The sequence below is a fragment of the Aureibaculum koreense genome (assembly GCF_034296135.1).
GTDB lineage: Bacteria > Bacteroidota > Bacteroidia > Flavobacteriales > Flavobacteriaceae > Aureibaculum.
On record NZ_JAXKVV010000005.1, the window covers coordinates 155,267 to 174,992 of the forward strand.

General features: G+C 33.1%; 21 protein-coding genes. 11 read left to right on the plus strand and 10 right to left on the minus strand.

From position 1 onward, the window contains the following. Positions 1 to 40: 40 nt before the first annotated feature. Entirely contained in the window at positions 41 to 2,308 is a 2,268-nt protein-coding gene (locus tag UMM65_RS06755; protein WP_321975729.1) for a hypothetical protein, read from the minus strand. Between the two features lie 231 nt (positions 2,309 to 2,539). On the opposite strand from UMM65_RS06755, the gene UMM65_RS06760 reads away from it, so the two are divergent. After that, positions 2,540 to 3,013: a regulatory protein RecX gene (locus UMM65_RS06760; protein ID WP_321975730.1), complete on the plus strand. Its 474-nt coding sequence runs from the start codon at positions 2,540 to 2,542 to the stop codon at positions 3,011 to 3,013. A 4-nt stretch (positions 3,014 to 3,017) separates the two neighbouring features. On the opposite strand, the gene UMM65_RS06765 is transcribed toward UMM65_RS06760, so the two are convergent. The 4 genes from UMM65_RS06765 to UMM65_RS06780 all read right to left on the minus strand — a co-directional run bounded on the left by UMM65_RS06765 (position 3,018) and on the right by UMM65_RS06780 (position 8,873). Beyond that, the gene (locus UMM65_RS06765; RefSeq protein ID WP_321975731.1) at positions 3,018 to 3,512 is read right to left on the minus strand and encodes a DUF6646 family protein; all 495 of its coding nucleotides are present in this window, start codon (positions 3,510 to 3,512) and stop codon (positions 3,018 to 3,020) included. Positions 3,513 to 3,796: 284 nt separating this feature from the next. After that, the gene (locus UMM65_RS06770) at positions 3,797 to 4,657 is read right to left on the minus strand and encodes a cupin-like domain-containing protein (protein ID WP_321975732.1); all 861 of its coding nucleotides are present in this window, start codon (positions 4,655 to 4,657) and stop codon (positions 3,797 to 3,799) included. A gap of 80 nt (positions 4,658 to 4,737) precedes the next feature. After that, positions 4,738 to 8,199: a T9SS type A sorting domain-containing protein gene (locus UMM65_RS06775; RefSeq protein ID WP_321975733.1), complete on the minus strand. Its 3,462-nt coding sequence runs from the start codon at positions 8,197 to 8,199 to the stop codon at positions 4,738 to 4,740. Between the two features lie 119 nt (positions 8,200 to 8,318). Next, the gene (locus UMM65_RS06780) at positions 8,319 to 8,873 is read right to left on the minus strand and encodes a hypothetical protein (RefSeq protein ID WP_321975734.1); all 555 of its coding nucleotides are present in this window, start codon (positions 8,871 to 8,873) and stop codon (positions 8,319 to 8,321) included. A 147-nt stretch (positions 8,874 to 9,020) separates the two neighbouring features. On the opposite strand from UMM65_RS06780, the gene UMM65_RS06785 reads away from it, so the two are divergent. Both UMM65_RS06785 and UMM65_RS06790 read left to right on the plus strand, forming a co-directional pair. Beyond that, a complete protein-coding gene (locus UMM65_RS06785) occupies positions 9,021 to 9,974 on the plus strand; it encodes an NAD-dependent epimerase/dehydratase family protein (RefSeq protein WP_321975735.1) in 954 nt (317 codons plus the stop codon). A 77-nt stretch (positions 9,975 to 10,051) separates the two neighbouring features. Then, positions 10,052 to 10,657 carry a thioredoxin family protein gene (locus UMM65_RS06790; protein ID WP_321975736.1) on the plus strand — a complete coding sequence of 202 codons (606 nt, stop codon included), beginning with the start codon at positions 10,052 to 10,054 and terminating at the stop codon, positions 10,655 to 10,657. 22 nt (positions 10,658 to 10,679) lie between these two features. On the opposite strand, the gene truB is transcribed toward UMM65_RS06790, so the two are convergent. The 5 genes from truB to mce form a co-directional block, all read right to left on the minus strand. Next, positions 10,680 to 11,378 carry a tRNA pseudouridine(55) synthase TruB gene (gene truB, locus UMM65_RS06795; RefSeq protein ID WP_321975737.1) on the minus strand — a complete coding sequence of 233 codons (699 nt, stop codon included), beginning with the start codon at positions 11,376 to 11,378 and terminating at the stop codon, positions 10,680 to 10,682. Beyond that, positions 11,378 to 12,175: an undecaprenyl-diphosphate phosphatase gene (locus UMM65_RS06800; protein WP_321975738.1), complete on the minus strand. Its 798-nt coding sequence runs from the start codon at positions 12,173 to 12,175 to the stop codon at positions 11,378 to 11,380. Before UMM65_RS06800 ends, truB begins: the two co-directional genes overlap by 1 nt. Positions 12,176 to 12,177: 2 nt before the next feature. Next, on the minus strand, positions 12,178 to 12,429 hold the full coding sequence (locus tag UMM65_RS06805) for a DUF3098 domain-containing protein (protein WP_321975739.1): 252 nt from the start codon (positions 12,427 to 12,429) through the stop codon (positions 12,178 to 12,180). 5 nt (positions 12,430 to 12,434) lie between these two features. Continuing rightward, the gene (locus tag UMM65_RS06810) at positions 12,435 to 13,313 is read right to left on the minus strand and encodes a cell division protein FtsX (protein WP_321975740.1); all 879 of its coding nucleotides are present in this window, start codon (positions 13,311 to 13,313) and stop codon (positions 12,435 to 12,437) included. Between the two features lie 125 nt (positions 13,314 to 13,438). Next, positions 13,439 to 13,846, minus strand: a complete 408-nt coding sequence (gene mce, locus UMM65_RS06815) for a methylmalonyl-CoA epimerase (RefSeq protein WP_321975741.1) — start codon at positions 13,844 to 13,846, stop codon at positions 13,439 to 13,441. Positions 13,847 to 14,006: 160 nt separating this feature from the next. Between mce and rbfA the strand changes: the two genes are divergently transcribed. From rbfA to UMM65_RS06855, 8 genes are all read left to right on the plus strand, one after another. Next, complete coding sequence (gene rbfA, locus UMM65_RS06820) at positions 14,007 to 14,399, plus strand: 30S ribosome-binding factor RbfA (RefSeq protein ID WP_321975742.1); 393 nt, start codon at positions 14,007 to 14,009, stop codon at positions 14,397 to 14,399. A 1-nt stretch (position 14,400) separates the two neighbouring features. Beyond that, a complete protein-coding gene (locus tag UMM65_RS06825; RefSeq protein ID WP_321975743.1) occupies positions 14,401 to 15,600 on the plus strand; it encodes an ABC transporter permease in 1,200 nt (399 codons plus the stop codon). Between the two features lie 120 nt (positions 15,601 to 15,720). Beyond that, on the plus strand, positions 15,721 to 16,215 hold the full coding sequence (gene msrA, locus UMM65_RS06830; protein ID WP_321975744.1) for a peptide-methionine (S)-S-oxide reductase MsrA: 495 nt from the start codon (positions 15,721 to 15,723) through the stop codon (positions 16,213 to 16,215). 30 nt (positions 16,216 to 16,245) lie between these two features. Beyond that, positions 16,246 to 16,707, plus strand: a complete 462-nt coding sequence (locus tag UMM65_RS06835) for a carboxymuconolactone decarboxylase family protein (RefSeq protein ID WP_321975745.1) — start codon at positions 16,246 to 16,248, stop codon at positions 16,705 to 16,707. Between the two features lie 52 nt (positions 16,708 to 16,759). Then, a complete protein-coding gene (locus UMM65_RS06840; RefSeq protein WP_321975746.1) occupies positions 16,760 to 17,269 on the plus strand; it encodes a peptide-methionine (S)-S-oxide reductase in 510 nt (169 codons plus the stop codon). Next, positions 17,270 to 18,415 (plus strand): ergothioneine biosynthesis protein EgtB, encoded by a 1,146-nt coding sequence (gene egtB / locus UMM65_RS06845; protein WP_321975747.1) that lies wholly within the window; start codon positions 17,270 to 17,272, stop codon positions 18,413 to 18,415. Then, on the plus strand, positions 18,416 to 19,357 hold the full coding sequence (locus tag UMM65_RS06850; RefSeq protein WP_321975748.1) for an L-histidine N(alpha)-methyltransferase: 942 nt from the start codon (positions 18,416 to 18,418) through the stop codon (positions 19,355 to 19,357). A gap of 138 nt (positions 19,358 to 19,495) precedes the next feature. Then, positions 19,496 to 19,714 (plus strand): hypothetical protein, encoded by a 219-nt coding sequence (locus UMM65_RS06855; protein WP_321975749.1) that lies wholly within the window; start codon positions 19,496 to 19,498, stop codon positions 19,712 to 19,714. The last annotated feature ends 12 nt before the right edge of the window (positions 19,715 to 19,726 follow it).

The window sequence follows — 19,726 nt, forward strand, 5'->3', positions numbered from 1 at the left end:
GTTGCAATGCAACATCCATACTATAGGTTTTTTTTTGCTTTTATTTTGTCAAAATTATCTTTTTAGATAATGAGCTATTATCTTCAAAAAAAGTATTTACTATTAAAACTGAACCTTTTATCAATGATTGTGTATTTATGTTTACATCACTATTATTGACATTTTTTTCAATTAATAGCCTACCAGTAATATCATATATTTTTACAAAATCAATTGTGTTATTAGCTTTTATATTTACAGCGTTTTCATTATTAATAACTGAAAATTGGTTATTGGTTTTTATATCTTCAGTGGTTAAGGTAGCTTGTGTAAACTGTAATGTAAAACGGTTAGGATAATTACCTGCTTCTGCTACGGTAAAATTATAATTTCCCTGTTTTAAATCGTGAGTAATATTTAAAACATTATCAACTAAAAAAATGTCGCTATTTTTTAATTGCCCTTCAAATTTATCGATACTAATACTATATAATATAGAAGGATCATCAATATACGTTTGAAAGCCCAATGCTACTTTTTTATCAGAACTAAAACTGCTTAAACCTTGAATAGCATACTTTAGAGAATCAATTGCTGAGTACAAATTAATCCAACCTTCAGAGATTTTCTTTCCATCATAACCTTGGTCAACTCCGTCGGTTGCGTTTTCAAAAAAACCAACTAAAATTTGACTGAACGCTCCGCCATTATTACTTTCTACATTTAACCATATTCTATCCTTTTCTAAAGGAGCCGATTTTTTAGTATCTATACCTCTAAAAAATTGATTGTTGTTGTTTTCAACTCGCATGGAATTATTAAATTTTATAGAACTTACGGTAGGAAGTGTTTCTACCATAAAACCCTGACCAGATGCTATAAACTGATTTGGCGTAACCCCATTTGCCCCAGCTGAAGGAGCCGACGACGTGCCTCCTGTTAGGTTATAGGCAGCATAATCGTCGTTTGTATATTGTTCGCCTGACGTACTTCCGTTATTAGGTGTAGTATGTGTCCAAAACCAAAGCGTACCACTTATATCAGTACTATTTTGACTAATAAACTCATCTGCATCTATAGCTGAAGGGTAAGGATTGCCTACTAAATTCAAATCATCATTCGGGTTGCCAGGGTTATATACCGCTGAATTTCCTGTAAGTTCAATTTCACCATTATTGGGTTTTCCAGTAAACCTAACCCTTGCGTTTAAGGGATAAGTACCCGTTGTTGGCCCTTGCGAAATGTAACCTTTACCGGCCTGCATGGTTAGTCCCGCAGCGGGTATCCATTCACCTAATGCTTCACTTCCTCCATAGGGAATGGCGTTAACTGCTGATTGATCCCAATAGTAAAGACGGCCTTGATTATAATTTGGTGATGCAAAAACAGAGGAAATATTTATATTTTCTACTGGCGATGACCAATAGGTATAATCATTATTATCATTTAACGTTGTTGTGGTTTTATGAACTCTAAACGTACCGTTAACCGATATTTGGGCATCATCATCCGTCATCAGTAACGAACCTCTATTTCTAACCTGTACTGTTCCGTTTACCGTTAAATTATTATTTACCGTAATATGGGTATTGGGTCTTATATTAACTGTTCTTCCTGAATTTACGGTTAAGTTACAGCTTTCAAAACTGCCATTGGTATTTGTATTGTAATTACCATTTATAATTGCAGATGTATTGGCATTTGGTACTCCATTGCTCCATGATGAACCATTCCATGTAGTTGTATATGAACACGGTAAACTTAAAATTTCAATATTATCTATATACCATTCCCTATCCGTAAATGGGATAAAAAAGTTAAAACTATCGCCCACGTATCTAAAAGCAATATAAACATTTGAATTTGTTGGAATTTGACCTGAAATGGTTGTTTTAGTCCAGCTATTAGTAGCATTTGCAGAATTAATAACCGTCCAAGTGGCGGCATTTGGGTTTCCAGAACCGCTATAATTTGTTGAATACAATACTTGTTGTGTTGGGTTTAACGGTGCTGAGCCAGGACGGGTTCTATTCCTTTGAAAATAAGATAATTCAATATCTTCCGCTGATGATAAATTTAAACTAGGTGAAATTAACCAAACTTGATTGTTGGTTGTTCCAAAAAAACCAATTGCATTTGGTGTATATGTAAATTCTGAATAACTACCTGTATTAGCTTGTGCAGTAGTTCTGCTGAAAGGAATACTACCAGTAACTTGATATTGGGTCCATCCTGTTAAAGGGTTTTCAAAACCCTCTTGTAATATTTGAGTATACGCATTAACATTTAACAATAATATGCCTAACAATACTGCTACTTTACGGTTCATCTTCAAAAGTTTTACCGATTTTTTAGTCTATAATCAGACATTGTTTTAAATAAACAAGGTCGTTGTTATGCATTTTATTTAAATGCCCATATTGGGCTTTCGTAATAAAATATTATATTGGCTTGTTAATGGATTAAGCCCTAAAAAATCTAGTTATAAATAATTTCCACATTATTATAACAACTTAACGCAGTATTTTCCCATGTAGTATTAATTGATTCGCAATAAGTTATGATCAATAAAAAAAATTATTCGCTTGATGAGGCCAAAAGGAAACTGGAAAATTATTGTGCTTATCAAGAACGTTGTCATGTTGAGGTTGAAAGGAAATTATACGAAATGCATTTGTCACTTAAAGAAAAGGAAACAATTATATTACATCTGCTACAGCATGATTTTTTAAATGAAGAGCGTTTTTCGAAAGCATATGCAAGGGGCAAGTTCAATATTAAAAAATGGGGAAAAGTTAGGATTGTTAGAGAGTTAAAGTATAGAAAAATTACAAATTACAACATAAACCAAGCACTTAAGGAAATTGATGAAAAAGAATACTATAACACGTTTAATCAGTTAGCAGAGAAAAAACTTACTCAAATAACCGAAAAAAACATTCAAAAAAAGAAAAAAAAGTTGATTGATTATTTATTGTATAGAGGCTGGGAGACAAATTTAGTTTATGATAAAGTAAGAGAATTGATTTCTTAAAAAATCAGTTCAAATTAAATACCGTGCCAATACTAAATGTAAATTGGTTGTGTAATTTTTCCGCATCGGTCAATTCACCAGAATTGTATTTTGCAATGGGGAAATTAATTTCAGAAAAGACACCAAAACCATCACTAAAAAAATAACGGGCTCCTGCATGCCCACCGAAATTCTTTATGCTAAAATTCAAACCTGGGTAAAAATCGAAATTTTCATCAATATTCAATACAGAACCGATATTGGCATTAAATCTTCCTTTTAAATCGAAACGGTCGTCGAATTTTGCGTCTAATATTTCGGGTACACCTAAGGCGTAAGACGAAGTTACACCGATTGAAAAATTTTCGCCCAAACCATAATCATAAGCCACATTTATTGAAGTTGCGTTGTGCTGAAAATTAACACCTACTTGAAATTTACTGTCATCTTTTCCGTAAAACGCTTGTGCATTTGCATATAATGTACCTAATAAGGCCAGTAGTAGAATTGTTTTTTTCATTGGTTAGGACATTTTAAATGGCGGTTGCAAATATATTATAAGTAATTGAAAATATGGGTTTAAATCAAAAAGATTCCTCGATGGCTCCGCCACGAGGTTTCTGATTTACCTCTCCCCACCCGTCCGGCAGTCGGGCTTAGGAGAGGTCAGAACTGATACTAGTTTCGGCAGTTCTGGGTGAGGTAAAATAGAAAATTTCGATTTTTAGTCTCAAGCCAAAATGAAACTAGCGAAATACACCGATGGCTTTGCCTTGAGGATAGCCGGTTTCAAGAAATTTTTTATTATAAATACCTGTTCGTTCTTGTAATAGCTTGTTCGTTTTTCCAATCGATCCATTGCTGTCCTTTTAATTTCCGCATTGTATTATCGTAACTTCTCATAATTATAATGTTGTAAATCGCTTTGCCCAAATGCAACGGTTTCCTTGCTAAGGCCCTTAGACTCATAGAAAATCCAGGTGTTATGTATTGCATATAGTGCCAATAACCTTCGGGAATATAGAGCATGTTTCCATGTTCCAATTCCGTTACAAAGCCCTTAGCCTTTTTCAAAACAGGCCATTTTTCCAAATCAGGATCGGAAAAATTTATATCCTCTCTGGTGATAAGGGAACTTGGTATTTTATATAGGTATTTGCTCTCGGATTGTGGAAACAATATACATTTCTTTTTACCTTCAAAATGATAATGAAGAATATTTGCCAAATCAATATCGTAGTGCATAAAAGTATAGGAATCTTTGCCTCCAAAAAAAAGCATGGGTAAACTTTTAAGTAAACGCAAACCAAAGTCGGGATAAGAGAAATCGTTTTGAAGTTCAGGTACTTCTTTTAAAATGTTCCATAAAAAAATCCTATATTTTGTAGGCTCAGCTTTTAACAGGTCAATATAATCTTTCATCTTCATCCTTTTGTGAGGTTCGTTGAAAGCATCTTTATAATTTACGGGTCTATCGTCATAAAGTGGAACTATTTTGTTGCCTGCCTTTTCTCGTATATAGTCTAAGTTCCATTTGGTGTATGCTGGCCAATCGTTTATTCCTTGTGTAACAACAACAGGTTTTTGAGGTTTATAATAATATTTTATAAAATCCTTTTTTGATAACGTTTTAACGCTATCAATTTCTTTTAAATTCAATGTCATATCAAAAAAAAGGGCAATTTAAAAAAATAAAAAAAGCCGTCAATAATTGGACGGCTTCTTTAACAAAATTTTAAAAGGTATCACTGTAATATTAGTTTTTTGACCATATTTTTATTGTCAATATTTATTTTTAGAAAATAAATACCTTTGGCAACTCCGTTCATTTTCAGTTGATAGTTTCCATCAGCAATATTGGTTTTTTGTTTAATTAATTTTCCGGTAACATCAAAAATGTTGATATTCATATTTTGTCCAGCTGTATTTTTTCTTTTAATATTAAAAGTTGATGTAGATGGATTTGGATAAATTAAAAATTCCCCTTCTTCAAAATCGTCAACGGCTAAAATAGCTGTGGCGTCAATAACAAAATCATCAATCACCACTCCTTCATTATTGACTGCGGGGTCGGAAACAAAAGCAAATCTAAAAATTACGTTAGATTCTCCGTTCAAGGCTGATAAACTATAGCTGTATTCTTTTAACGTAGTATCAGTGCCCGTCCATTGGGCTCCAGGGCAATTTTGACAGTCGTCAGCAGCTCCAGAAGAAGCATTTGTTCTGTTGCTATTATACCAATTTGGGTCATTAGCTGTTCCCAACACTTGCCAATCAGCTCCTTGGTTGGTAGAATATTCTACGTAAACCACGTCCCAATTTTCTTCAAGGTCAAATACCATTTTAAATTTTAAAACAGGATTTTCCAAACGTGATAAATCATAACAAGGAGAAGTCAAATAACTTGTAGTTTGATCGGGATAATTTCCTGACGGGTTTGTTATATAGCCTGAAGCAACTTTGTTATTTAATAAAGATGTAGTCGGTGTTCCAATTTCCCATAGATTATTATCTGAAACTATCCATTTATCCGTATTCGCATCGTTAAAAGTATTAATTTCTTGACCTTGTGCTGTTGTATTAGTGCTAAAGGTTGTTGTTGCTGAATTGTTAAATATGTTTGCGTCATCAGCTAAAACAATTTCGGTTTGTAATATATGAGAGCCTTCTGTAGTAGCGGCAATGGTTGGCAATTCTATAGTGGTATTTGCATTTGAAGCAATAGAACCTGTCCAATTAAACGTTTGGTTAGCATCACCATCAACATTATAATTTACAGTAAAAGAAGTCAAAGTATTTTGCCCGTTATTAGTAATTAATAATTTGGGTGTTATTTGACCACATGTAACATTATTGTTAGGTGAACTTATTTGCGTCAATTCCACTTCATTAGCAGGTAACGTAATTGTAGGAATACTAGATTGCCATACACTTCTGCCATAAGTAGCGGCAGTAATTTTAGCATCGTATGGGTTAATTTCAATATCTGGTACGGCAACATTGGGTAAATTGGTAGAAAAAACTTCCCACGATGTTAGGTCATCATTTAAATGATACACGCCTAAGGCCGTACCCACATAAATTGAATTGTTTGTTGTAAAAGGATGGTGCCTAACTACAAATTTAGATTCGTTTGGTAATCCTGTAGAGATATCGGTAAATGTTAAACCACCATCTGTAGATTTATAAACGCCGCCACCGGTATGCCCACTACTTGGGCCAAAAGCATTACTGACTCCAGTAGTTGTTATCCAAACAATATTACTATTAGAATGATGAAATTCTATTGAGCTAATATTTATACCCGATATACCAGTTTGTGATGAGTTACGTGTTGTAAAGGTTTTACCCTTATTATTACTTATATAAATTGTATTACCTCTGGAAACTAATATATTATTACTATTACTCGGGTCTATTTCAATAGCATCAAGATCTGATCCAAAACTGTGATTAGAAACTTGAACCCAGCCGTTGTTTATCAATTGATACAATTGTCTATAACCTGCATAAATTTCTCCAGCCTTATTAATTACCAGAGGAGTAACCCAATTTCCACCACTATCATTAGTACCAGTCTCTGAAGCTGGAGCAAATGCAATGGCTGTGCTGCTTAAACCACCATCGGTAGTTTTAGTTAAGACACCACCATATTGAGTAAAGCCATAAAAAGTATTTTCATTATTTGGATCAGCAGCAGAATCCATACCATCACCACCATGAAAATTGTGCCAGTTGTTATTTATTAAAGAAAACCCACCATTATCTTGTAGACCACCGGACATTTTAGTAGAAGTTTGTTTGGATACAGAGAGTTTGTAAAATTGACTAATGGCTAAATTTTTAGTGAGATCAGTAAAAGTACTACCATTGTTGGTTGATTTATATACACCACCATCAGTGCCAGCGTATAAAATATTATTGTAATATCTTAAAAAATGAATATCAGCGTGGGTATAAGAGGGCGTCTGAAACCTCCAGTTATTAATTTTCGAAAAATTATCACCATCATTAGAGGATCTCCAAATATCCAGTACACCAACAAACATTAAATTTGCATCAGTTGGTGAAACGGCAAAAGCCAAATCAAACCAAGCTTGGCTACTTCCAAAAATATCATCATTCTCAGCAGTTTTTGTGAAATTAGAACCGCTATCGGTGGATTTATAAACACCCACAAAAGCATAACTATTATCCGTTGCTAAGACATAAACATTATCAGTTGCACCAGCTGCCGGAGTTACTTCAACTCTTAACCTCCCTGTAGAATTAGTATTTGATAAACCAGTAGCCGTAGAAGTAAATGCGGTACCGCCATTTGTGGATCTGTAAAATGTGCTTCTTGATACTGCATAAATAGTATTTGGTTCACCGGGCTTTAATTTAAAATCTCTAATATGAATCTTGGGAATTGTATTTCTCCATGAGGCACCCGCATCTGTCGATTTAAATAATCCATTTCCAGTTGCAACCCAAACAATATTTGAGTTGGTAGGGTCTATTAAAATTTCGTTGCTTGTAGGGTAGAAATTGTCCCCGTTTAAAGCACCTAAAGAGCCTGTCTGAGACCAAGTTGCACCACCGTTAGTTGATTTTAACACACCAACTGAGTAAGAATCTCCAGCATCATCATCACCTGTTGATATATAAATTATATTAGAGTTATTGGGGTCTACGGCAATTCCAGAAACCCCTATTTGAGGTAGGTCATCAGTTAAGGGAGTCCAGTTTACGCCAGCATCTATAGATTTCCACAAACCACCAGCTGGTGCACCAACATAAATTGTATTTGCGTTATTAGGGTCCACAAAAATTGCATTAATTCTTCCTTGACCACTGTTACTTGATTGTGAAAATGGACCAACGGCTGACCAATTACTTACCGCTTTAGCCGATTTTGTCATTTCTTGTTTTTGCTCCCAAGCATTCCATAAATGTTTAGAAGGAGCAATGGTTCCATCCGTTTGAAGATAACGACTCCAATGATATTCCCATCTTTTAAAAGGTTTATAACCGCTACCTTTTTTGGCTATATCTTTAGATGAGAAATAATTTTCATAAAGATTTACGGTATTTTCAAAAGTATTGTCAGCACTTTTACTTTTAAGAATGCCGTTAGGGTTATTTACATCTAAAGGTAATTCTTGCGTAAATACAGGATTAATCGTGAACAATAAAAATATAACGGGAAGTAATTTTTTAAACATATAGGAGAATTTGAATTAATGTAATTCATCAAATTTAGTAAAATTATTCCGTTTTATTTAAAAATGTTAATGTTGGAGGTAATTAGTAAGTTGGTAAAAATCTTATTTCATTAAATTTTCTAAATAGGTTGTTGCTCGGGAATTGAATCGGGCTTAATAACCTGATCACCGCCAATTTGAATTGGTGCGGTAAAGTTTTTCAACTCTTCTTCCAATTTTTCTTGTTTTGTCAAATTGTTTATTTTAGAGTTTAAAGCAGAAAAAGCATCTAAAATGTTTTGCGTTTCTTCTTGTACTTCTTCTACTTTTATGCTTGGTATGGTTGCCATGTCGGCCAAACGCAAAGCATAATTGTGAATTACATTAATTCTAATACTAACATCTGCTTGTTTAAACCTATCAATTTTTATGGAATCTTTAAGTTGTTTTGTAGTGTTAGCTAATTCTTTTGAAAGATTTAATGCCTCATTTGGCGAACTACTATAAAAATTATCTAAAAAATCATCTAATTGTTGGTATTCTTTCCAATCTTCAACCTTTTCTTTTGATTCAGGTGTCAGCGTTTCACCTATGGCTCTTATTATTTTTTTATCAGTATCGATAATTGAATCTAACTGTACAACATTTTGATCCACAACATTATTTTCATTGTTTTTGCAAGATGCAATTGACACGACAAAAATTAAAATGCAGAAAAGTTTTAAATAACCCATAAGCTATAATCCAAAATGGCTTTAGGCAAAGTTAAATAAATTAGTAACCTTTAGGTTAAATTAGGGATTATAATTTTATTAAGTTTGTAATCTTTTAAATTTAGATAAATGAGTGATTCTGCAATACTGGTCATTGGTGCCTGTGGTCAAATAGGTACTGAACTTACCATGAAACTAAGAGATATTTACGGCAATGACAAGATAATTGCTTCAGATATTAAAGAAGGCTCGAACGAATTGATGCAAAACGGTATTTTTGAAATATTAGATGCCACTTATAAAGGGTCTATTTTAAATATTATTAAAAAGCACAATGTTTCAGAAGTTTATTTAATGGCGGCCATGGTATCGGTTGTTGCTGAGAAATATCCTCATAGGGCATGGGATTTAAACATGAACAGCTTATTATATGTACTAGAATTAGCTCAAGAAGGATACCTAAAAAAAGTTTTTTGGCCGAGTTCTATTGCAGTTTTCGGTAAAAGTACACCCAACATAAATACACCACAAGTAACTGTTACTGAACCCTCTACGGTTTACGGAATAAGTAAATTGGCAGGAGAACGCTGGTGTGCCTATTATAAAGCAAAATACGGTATAGATGTAAGGAGTGTACGCTATCCTGGTATTATCAGTTGGAAAACCCCTCCAGGTGGTGGTACAACGGATTACGCGGTAGAAATTTACCATAAAGCCCTGGAAGATGGTACTTATGACTGTTTTTTGTCCGAAAACACCAGATTGCCCATGATGTACATGGATGATGCTATTGATGCAACCATTGGCTTGATGGGAGCTGATACACTAGAAAATTTTGCTGCGTATAATATTTCTGCAACTGATTTTACGCCCAAAGAAATAACTGAATCCATACGAAAACATATTCCCGATTTTAAAATAACCTATTCGCCCGATTTTAGACAGCAAATTGCCGATAGTTGGCCGCAAAGTATAGATGACAGCCAAGCCCAAAAAGATTGGAACTGGAAACCCAATTTTGATTTAGAAAAAATTACGCAGGTGATGTTGGGTAATTTAAAATCTATGTACAATTCAAAATAAATATTGCGTGTTTATGTAATGTTTCTAAGATTCTAAAGACTAAGGATGCCATAGTTTTACAGTTTAAAATAAATCATTTGGAAAACATTATAAAAAACAGCTTAGAAAAAGCAATTTCGTATCAAGAATATAGGAACTTAGTCACAGGTCTTTTAAAAGAGGGAAAATCCACTGGGCCAAATCAATCTGAAGATTTATTACATTACAGTAAGTTGAACAATAGCAGAATGAAAAGGTTGGATAAAACCTTTACCTTATCAGATAAAACAACTTCTTGCACTCAAAATTTAATCAAAAAATACACGTTTTTAGTAATTTCAGAAGGCTGGTGCGGTGATGCCGCACAGGTATTGCCTATAATCAATAAAGTTGCGGAATCTTCAGAAAATATTGATTTAAAAATTGTTTTGCGTGATGAAAACGAAGCACTGATGAATCTGTTTTTAACAAATGGGAGTATGTCAATTCCTAAACTAATTCTGTTAGAAACCGAAACAAATAAAGTTGTAAATTCGTGGGGTCCAAGACCAAGTGAAGCTACAAAAATGGTAGCCGAACAAAAAGAAAAGTATGGTGTACTTGACGCTGATTTTAAAGAGCGTTTACAAGTTTGGTACAATACCGATAAAGGACAAAATATTGAAGATGATTTACTAAAGCTATTAAATCTTAATTGTGCTTAACTAATATCACAAATTTGTGCAATCAATTAATTGTAGTATTCAATTCACTTAAAAAGACATCAATACTTGCAGCATTTTTAACATCAAATTTGCCGATTTTTGTACGTCTTAGTGATGATAAATGTGCACCGGAATCCAATGCTTTCCCAAAATCATACGCCAAGGAACGGATGTAAGTTCCTTTACTGCAAATTACTCTAAATTCGATTTCTGGAAGGTTTATTTTTGTGATTTCAAATTCTGAAATGTTGACGTTGCGTAATTTTATTTCTGTTGTCTCACCGGCTCTGGCCAAATCATACAATCGCTTCCCATCTTTTTTTAAAGCGGAAAAAATAGGTGGTTTTTGCTGTATATTACCAATAAATTGTTTTGTAGTATTATAGATAATTTTTTCTGTAAGATGACTGGTTTCAAAATGTTGGTTAATTTCAGTTTCCAAATCATAAGATGGGGTAGTGGCACCAACCGTAAATGTACCTGTATATTCTTTTATTTGAGCTTGAAATTCGTCAATTTTCTTGGTGAATTTTCCTGTACAGAGAATTAGTAACCCAGTTGCAAGTGGATCCAATGTTCCGGCATGACCAACTTTTATTTTTTTAAGATTAAATTTTTGTTTTATTGCCCAACGCAGCTTATTTACAACCTGAAATGAAGTCCATTTTAAAGGTTTGTCAATCAGTAAAACTTGTCCGTTTTTATAGTCTTCGGCAGTCATTATTTGTAGAATAAAACGTAACCAATGGCTATTAGCCCAACAATAGCACAATAAATGGCAAAATAAGATAATTTACTTTTTTTAACCAATGATATCATCCAAGTACAGGCAAACAATCCTGCAATAAAAGCGGCGGTAAAACCAACTGCCATTTGCCCAAACTGAGCACTTTCAAAATTTACATTACCACCCATTATATCTTTCGCTACTTTTCCGAAAATTAAAGGAACAACCATTAAAAAAGAAAAACGTGCGGCTTTGGTACGGTCAACACCTAATAATACCGAAGTGGATATAGTAGCACCAGATCTTGAAATTCCAGGTAACATTGCTATTGCCTGAGAAATTCCAATAATTAAAGCATTTGGGAACGAAACATTTTTTGTTGTATTTTTTGCTTTATCAGCAAGCAATAATAATAAAGCGGTAACTAATAGCATACAGCCCACTAACAGGATTTTACCGCCAAAAAAGGATTCTAGCTGCTCCTCAAATAGCAGTCCTACAATAACAGCTGGAACCATCGATAGGATAATTTTTAGAGAGAAAATCATTTCATCGTTCCATTTGAATTGGAACAATCCTTTAATAATTTGAAATACTTCTTTTCTAAAAATGATTATTGTACTTAATGCTGTGGCAAAATGTAAAATTACGGTAAAAGTTAGGCTTTCTTCCGGCAATGAATTATCACCGAACAAGGCTTTTGCGAGTTCTAAATGTCCACTTGAAGATACGGGTAAAAATTCAGTTAAGCCTTGAATAAGGCCTAAGATAATAGCTTCTAAATAACTCATTATTATTTATTCGGATTTGCCAAAATGGCATAAATTTCAATGGCTAAACCAATTATAACAAGGGTAGGAGCTAATCTAATTCTTTGGAAATTGTAGATTTCTTCGTTAAAAACCGCGGGATCATCGCTACCGCCACCGGCCATCAAAATAAAGCCCAAAGCAATTACGATGAGGCCAATGAGCATAATCATATAATTCTTTTTGCCAAAAAGGAATTCGTTGTTCTGTTTTTTAGGGGCTTCTTTTTTACTCATCTTATTTAATAATATAACTGATCTGTTCGTAAATTTAAAAAACGTTGTGTGGCAAAAAATGCACTTATCCATGAAATGATAATTCCTAAGAGAAAAATACCACCAAATAAGATAGCTAACAATTCAGTATTTTCTAAAAACCCGAATTCTGGAAAATTCATATTCAAATAATACATGGCAACTGCCAAAGCTATTAATGCTACCAGTGCACCTAATGCACCCAGTTTTATACTGCTCCAAACAAATGGTTTTCTAATAAAACGTTTTGTTGCACCAACTAATTGCATGGTTTTAATGGTAAACCTTTTGGAATACACGGACAAACGAATAGAATTATTAATTAAAAGCATTGCTATTAATACAAAAACACTACTGAATATAAGTACCCAAAGGCTGATACGTTTTATGTTTTTTGTCAATAAACCGATTAAAGGTTTGTCATAAGAAACTTCGTGGACAATATTATTTTTTATCAGTGATTTTTCAATTTCTTCCATTTTTTCGGGCGAAACAAAATCTGCTTTTACGTATAAATCTATGGCGTTTTTTAAAGGATTGTAGCCTAAAAATTCCATAAAATCTTCACCGTTTTCTTCGGTCGCTATTTTTGCCGCTTCTTCTTTGGAAATATAGACGATGGATTTTGTATAAGGCTCGCTTTCTAAAATTGTCTGAAGGTTTTTAACCTCTTGCTTGTCTGCAGCATCTTTAAGAAAAATTGTAATGGAAGATTGTTCCTTAAAATAATCGGAAATTTTTTTGGTATTTAGCACTAATAGCCCAAATAATCCTAATAGAAATAAAACGAAGGCAATGCTTAGAATTACAGAAAAATATGACGATTTTAACCGTCTTTTTTGATATTTTTCAAAAGAAGTGCTCATTGATAATGTAATTAAATTTCCCGATGATGGCAAAGCCTCGGGTTTCCTATTTACCTCTCTTTGGGAGAGGTCAGAACTTTTTTTAAAGTTCTGGGTGAGGCATTAAATTTTGCTTCGCAATATACTTATTTCTTCTTAATTTCTTGACACAATTCAATTAAAACCCCATTACTGCTTTTAGGGTGTAAAAAAGCTACTAATTTGTTGTCCGCACCTTTCTTTGGCTTGTCGTTCAATACAATAAAACCTTCTTCTTTTAACCTTTTTATCTCATTTTTAATATCGTCAACGGCAAAAGCAATATGATGGATTCCCTCGCCTTTTTTTGCTAAAAATTTTGCAATTGGACTGTCAGGGCTTGTCGCGGCCAACAATTCAATTTTATTGGGGCCAGACTTGAAAAATGAAGTAATAACACCTTCTGAAGCTACTTCTTCTAGCTTATAAGCTGGTTTTCCTATTAGTTTTTCAAACAAGGTATTGGAAGTGTCCAAATCTTTAACCGCAATGCCTATATGTTCAATTTTTTTCATGCTTTGTGGTCTTTTTTTCGGTTATAATGGAAATTATTGTTTGAATTTTGTTAATTGAATCTTCAGTTTCTGAACTAATCCTTTTCCCAAAAATAAACAATATTATCATTAAAATATATGCTAAAATAAAAAGTTCGGTTTTATACCCTATTTTTGCATAATGGAAACAAATAGACAGAAAAAAATAGCCAGTGTTTTACAGAAAGATTTGGTTGATGTGCTACAACATGCCGCACAAGACGGAATGAAGGGGGTAATAATATCGGTCACTAAAGTAAACGTTACTTCAGATTTGTCTGATGCCAAGGTGTATTTAAGCATTTTTCCTACTAATAAAGGTGCAGAACTAATTGAAGGAATAACATCAAACGCACCTTTAATTAGACATGAACTGGCCCAGCGGACTAAAAATCAATTACGCCGTATGCCTGAACTTACTTTTTACATAGACGATTCTTTAGATTATATTGAAGGGATAGATAAATTATTAAAGGGAGATGCGGAAAACCCTATAAAAAACCCAGATATTTTATCAAAAAGACAAAAACGGTAAATTGCAATTTCCTTTATACATAGCTAAACGGTATTTGTTTTCTAAAAGCAGTAATAATGCCATAAATATTATTACAATAATCGCCGCTACAGGTGTAGTAGTGGGTACAATGGCACTGTTTATTGTCTTGTCGGTTTTTTCTGGTTTAAAAGATTTTAGTTTAGATTTTATAAGGGTTTCCGACCCAGATCTAAAAATAAGTGCTACAAAAGGTAAATCGTTCTTTTTTTATGATTCAATTGCTTCAATTTTAGAAGATAAAAGTATTGCCGATTACACTAAGGTTGTTGAAGAAAGGGCTTTTTTCAGTTACAATGAAAAGTCTCATATTGCCAGTATTAAAGGTGTTGACGATAATTATTTGTCGGTAAATAATATTGATACAGCACTATATGTGGGAGATTGGTTGGAGAAAGAAATGATAAATACCGCTGTGATTGGCAATGGTATTTCCGCCATACTATCACTAGGAACTTATGATTTTAACGAGTCGTTAAAAGTTTCCGTACCTAAACCTGGCAAGGGCTATATTAGCAATCCTAAAACGGCATTTAACAGTCTTAATTTTCAGCCTGTCGGAATTTTTAGGTTAACGGAAGAATTAGATAAAAAATATGTATTCGCCCATTTGGAAATAGTACAAAGTTTATTGGATTATAAACCAAATCAGATTTCAGCATTGGAATTAAAATTAGCTGAAAATGCAAATAGAAATCAGGTTATAGAAATTTTAGGTGAAAAATTGGGTAGTGATTTTAAAATAGAAACTAGAGAACAGCTCAATGCTGTTTTTCATAAAATGTTAAATACTGAAAATTTGGTTTCTTATTTAATTTTTACCTTAATTCTAATAATTGCTCTGTTTAATGTTATTGGAGCCATCGTAATGATGATTTTGGACAAACGTGAAAATTTAAAAACCTTATTTAGTTTGGGGGCAAGTCTCAAAGAAATCAAGAAAATATTTATTTATCAAGGGTTCTTATTGTCTTTTTTCGGATTGCTGTTAGGGTTGATTTTGGCAATTACTTTTGTACTGCTACAAAACCAATTTGGTATTATAATGATAAACCAGTCACTGGCATATCCAGTAAAATTCACGTTATTTAATGTGCTGATTGTGTTTTTCACCATCCTAGCCTTGGGATATTTAGCTGCATTGATTGCCAGTTCTAGAATATCAAAGAAATTGATTGGTTAGTATCACTTTGTTTTCAATTTTTTTTCGATCTTATTCTCAATAAATAAGGTATTATTAAAATGTTATTAGAAAAACCTTTGAGAAAATTGAAGTATTATAAATTATAAAAAGTTAAAAATAATGAGCAATTATAAAAAAGCATATATAGCCGGAGGCTGTTTTTGGGGAATGGAAGATTTATTTAGGGATAGACCAGGAATAATTGATACTGAAGTTGGTTATTTAGGTGGGGAAAATGACAATCCCACTTACAGAAACCATCCGGGACATGCCGAAGGTATCGAATTAACATATGACCCCAATAAAACTAGTTTTAAGGATATTTTAGATTATTTCTTCAGAATTCACAATCCCACTACGGTAAATCAACAAGGAAATGATATGGGATCCAGTTACCGTTCGGCCATCTTTTTTCAAAATGAAGAAGAAAAAACAGTTTCAGAGGAAGTCATTAAATTAGTTAATGATTCCAACAAATGGGAAAGTGAAGTAGTAACTACATTAGAGCCGTTTGGTAAATTTTGGGCAGCAGAACCTGAACACCAAGATTATCTGGTTAAACATCCCAATGGATATACCTGCCATTTCGAGAGGTTTCAGGAATCTTTCATTTAATTTTCATTAATCAACATAGCAAATATAATTATGAGTAAAGTAACTTATGTCAATACAAGATTTAATCCTGCAATTACACCGTTTTTAGAATTGGCAAAACAAATGGCGGTTGCCTTTGGTTATACCGCCGATTTGCAAACGGATAAAAAATTAGCACAGTTATTGCGTTTAAGAGTTGCACAAAACAACGAGTGTGCCTATTGTATTATTTTACATGCAAAAACGGCTCGGGAAATTGGGATTTCCGAAGCTAAAACCGATAATATTTCTTCGTGGTGGAACAGTGAACTTTATACCCAAAAAGAAAAGGTAGCTTTAAAATATTGTGATGTTCTAACAAAAGGTACACATAAAAATTTCCAGAAATTTCATGATAGTATGACAAAATATTATACTGAAGTGGAAATAGCTGAAATAGCAGCTATTGTAATTAACATGAATGTTTGGACACGCTTAAAATTGGCACAGGGAGAAACACCAGTGCTCAAATAAATAACTTTAAGCTATTTGATTAATTCGGCACATTGATCGTAAATTCAGAAAAATGAAGTACGCACAAATAGCATTTGGCGGTGGCTGCCATTGGTGTACCGAAGCTATTTTTCAATCGCTAAAAGGGGTTAAAAGTGTTGAGCAGGGTTATGTAGCTTCTAATGGGAAAAACGAATCGTTTTCTGAAGCCGTTATCGTTAATTTTAATTCCGATTGCATTAATCTAAAAACACTGATTGAAATACATTTACATACGCATAAAAGTACCTCAGACCATTCTATGCGGACAAAATATCGGTCGGCGGTTTATGTTTTTTCTGAGGAACAACACGAGGAAGTCAATATTGTTTTAACGGATTTAAACAAAGATTTTAACCAAAAATTAATTACGAAAGTGTTGCCATTTATAAAATTCAAGGCTTCTCGCGAACAGATACGCAATTATTATTATAAAAATCCGACAAAGCCATTTTGTGAGGAATTTATTAATCCGAAATTGAAACTTTTAATAAAACAATTTAAAAAAACCGTTGACATGGACAAAGTGAATCATCTAATCTAAATGAATTTAAAAGAAAACTTTATAACTACCAGAAATCGTTTTGAAACCATTTGCAAATCTTTAAAAACAGAAGATTATTCGGTGCAACCTGCTGTTTTTGTGTCGCCCCCAAAGTGGCATTTGGCACACAGCACTTGGTTTTTTGAACAGTTTGTGTTGTGTCAATTTGTGGAAGGTTATCAAGTTTACAATGATGATTTTGCCTACCTTTTCAATAGTTATTACAATAATGCGGGTAAAAGGGTTTTACGCCCTAATCGTGGATTGATGACGCGGCCAACGGTAAAGGAAGTGTACGAATATCGCAGTTTTGTAACAGATAAAATAATGGATTTTTTAAAAAAAAACCCTTCAAAAGAAGCATTGGATATTATTGAGTTGGGCACCAATCACGAACAGCAGCATCAAGAACTTTTTTATTACGATATTAAATATATTTTAGGTAACCAACCTACTTTTCCTAGTCTCGATAATGACATTGATTTATTGGAAATAAATAGACCCTCAAAATTAATAAAGATTGAAGAAGGCATTTATGAAATTGGGCATCAAAAAGAAGGTTTTTGTTATGACAACGAATTAGGTAAGCACAAAGTATATCTAAACGAATTTGAAATAAGTAACAACTTAGTTTCAAATGTTGAGTTTATCGAATTTATTGAAGACGGCGGTTATCAAAATTTTAATTTATGGCATGCCGAAGGATGGGATTTTGTAAAAGAAAATCAATTGAAAGCTCCAATGTATTGGCACCAGGTAGATGGAAAATGGTATTATTACACTTTGAATGGTTTTGTTCCCATCGAAAAAAACAAACCTGTTCAACATGTTAGCTTATACGAAGCTTTTGCTTTTTCAGAATGGAAAAATATGAGATTGCCAACCGAATTTGAATGGGAAGTGGCTTCTGACAAATTCGAATGGGGTCAATTATGGGAATGGACAAACAGTGCCTACTTGCCTTATCCTAATTTTACAACTGCCGAAGGTGCATTAGGTGAATACAACGGCAAATTTATGGTTAACCAAATGGTACTTCGCGGAGCTTCTGTAGCTACTGCAAAAAACCATAGTAGAAAAACATATAGAAACTTCTTTCATCCGCAATTGCAATGGATGTTTTCAGGAATAAGACTTGTAAAATAAATGAACAAAACATTCGCCAAAGATATTCTTAAAGGTTTAACAACTAAAGAAAAAAAATTGCCATCTAAATATTTTTATGATGATAATGGCAGCCGCATTTTTCAGGAAATTATGCAAATGCCAGAATATTATTTGACGGATTGTGAGTTTGAAATTTTATCGCTCCAGGCAAAGCAGATTATTGATGCCGTTAAATTTAAACAACCTTTTAATATTGTTGAACTTGGTCCGGGTGATGGTCTGAAAACCTTTAAACTGCTTGAATATCTGGTAAAAAATAATATAGAATTCCATTATGTGCCTATAGATATTTCACAAGAGGCAATGGATTTATTGACTTCAAAATTAAAGAAGCAACTGCCCAACTTATCTCTGCACCCACGAGTTGGCGATTATTTTCAAATTCTTGAAAGGGAAAACACCAGTACCAAAATACCTAGTTTATTGCTTTTTTTGGGAAGCAATATTGGTAATTATCCACATAAAAATGCCGTTGGATTATTACAATTGTTTTATGATAACATGAAAGTGGGAGATAAATTGTTATTGGGAGCAGACCTAAAGAAGAACCCAATAATTATTCGAGATGCTTATGATGATAACAGTGGCATAACAAAGCGTTTTAATATGAATTTATTATTACGGATAAACAGGGAATTGGAAGGCGATTTTAACTTGGACAATTTTAATTTTTATTGTTATTATAATCCAGATAATGGTGAGGTAAAAAGTTATTTGGTCAGTTTAAAAAAACAATCTGTGTATTTAAAAAAGTTGGAAACAACCGTTGAATTTGAGCAAAATGAATTGATTTGGACCGAACTTTCCAAGAAATACAGTTTAAAGGAGATTGAAGATTTGGCTAAAGCATCAAATTTTATTGTGAACGAACATTTTTTAGACTGTAAACATTACTTTACAGACAGTCTTTGGGAGAAATAAACCTAATTTTTGGTGTAATTTTAAAAAATTAACATATTAACTATTGTTTAACGATAAAATTGCTTACATTGTTGGATTATAATGTATATTGTCGCCGACAAGACAAGTTTAAATTTTAAGATAAAAAGCGTTATTATTATGGGAAGACCAGCAACAAAGCCTAAGAAATTAAGAGACGGATATTATATAGAAATAAAGAATAAAAATCAAAAATCAGGTGGTATAAAAATTCACCGTGAAAATAAAAAACAGCTAATAATAGCTATACAAGAATACGAAAAAACCAAGGATGTAACCGTTTTGGGAAAATTAGAGAACGGAAAAATGAAAGAATTGGATATAGCTGAGTTAGTTTAAGTTTTCTTTTGG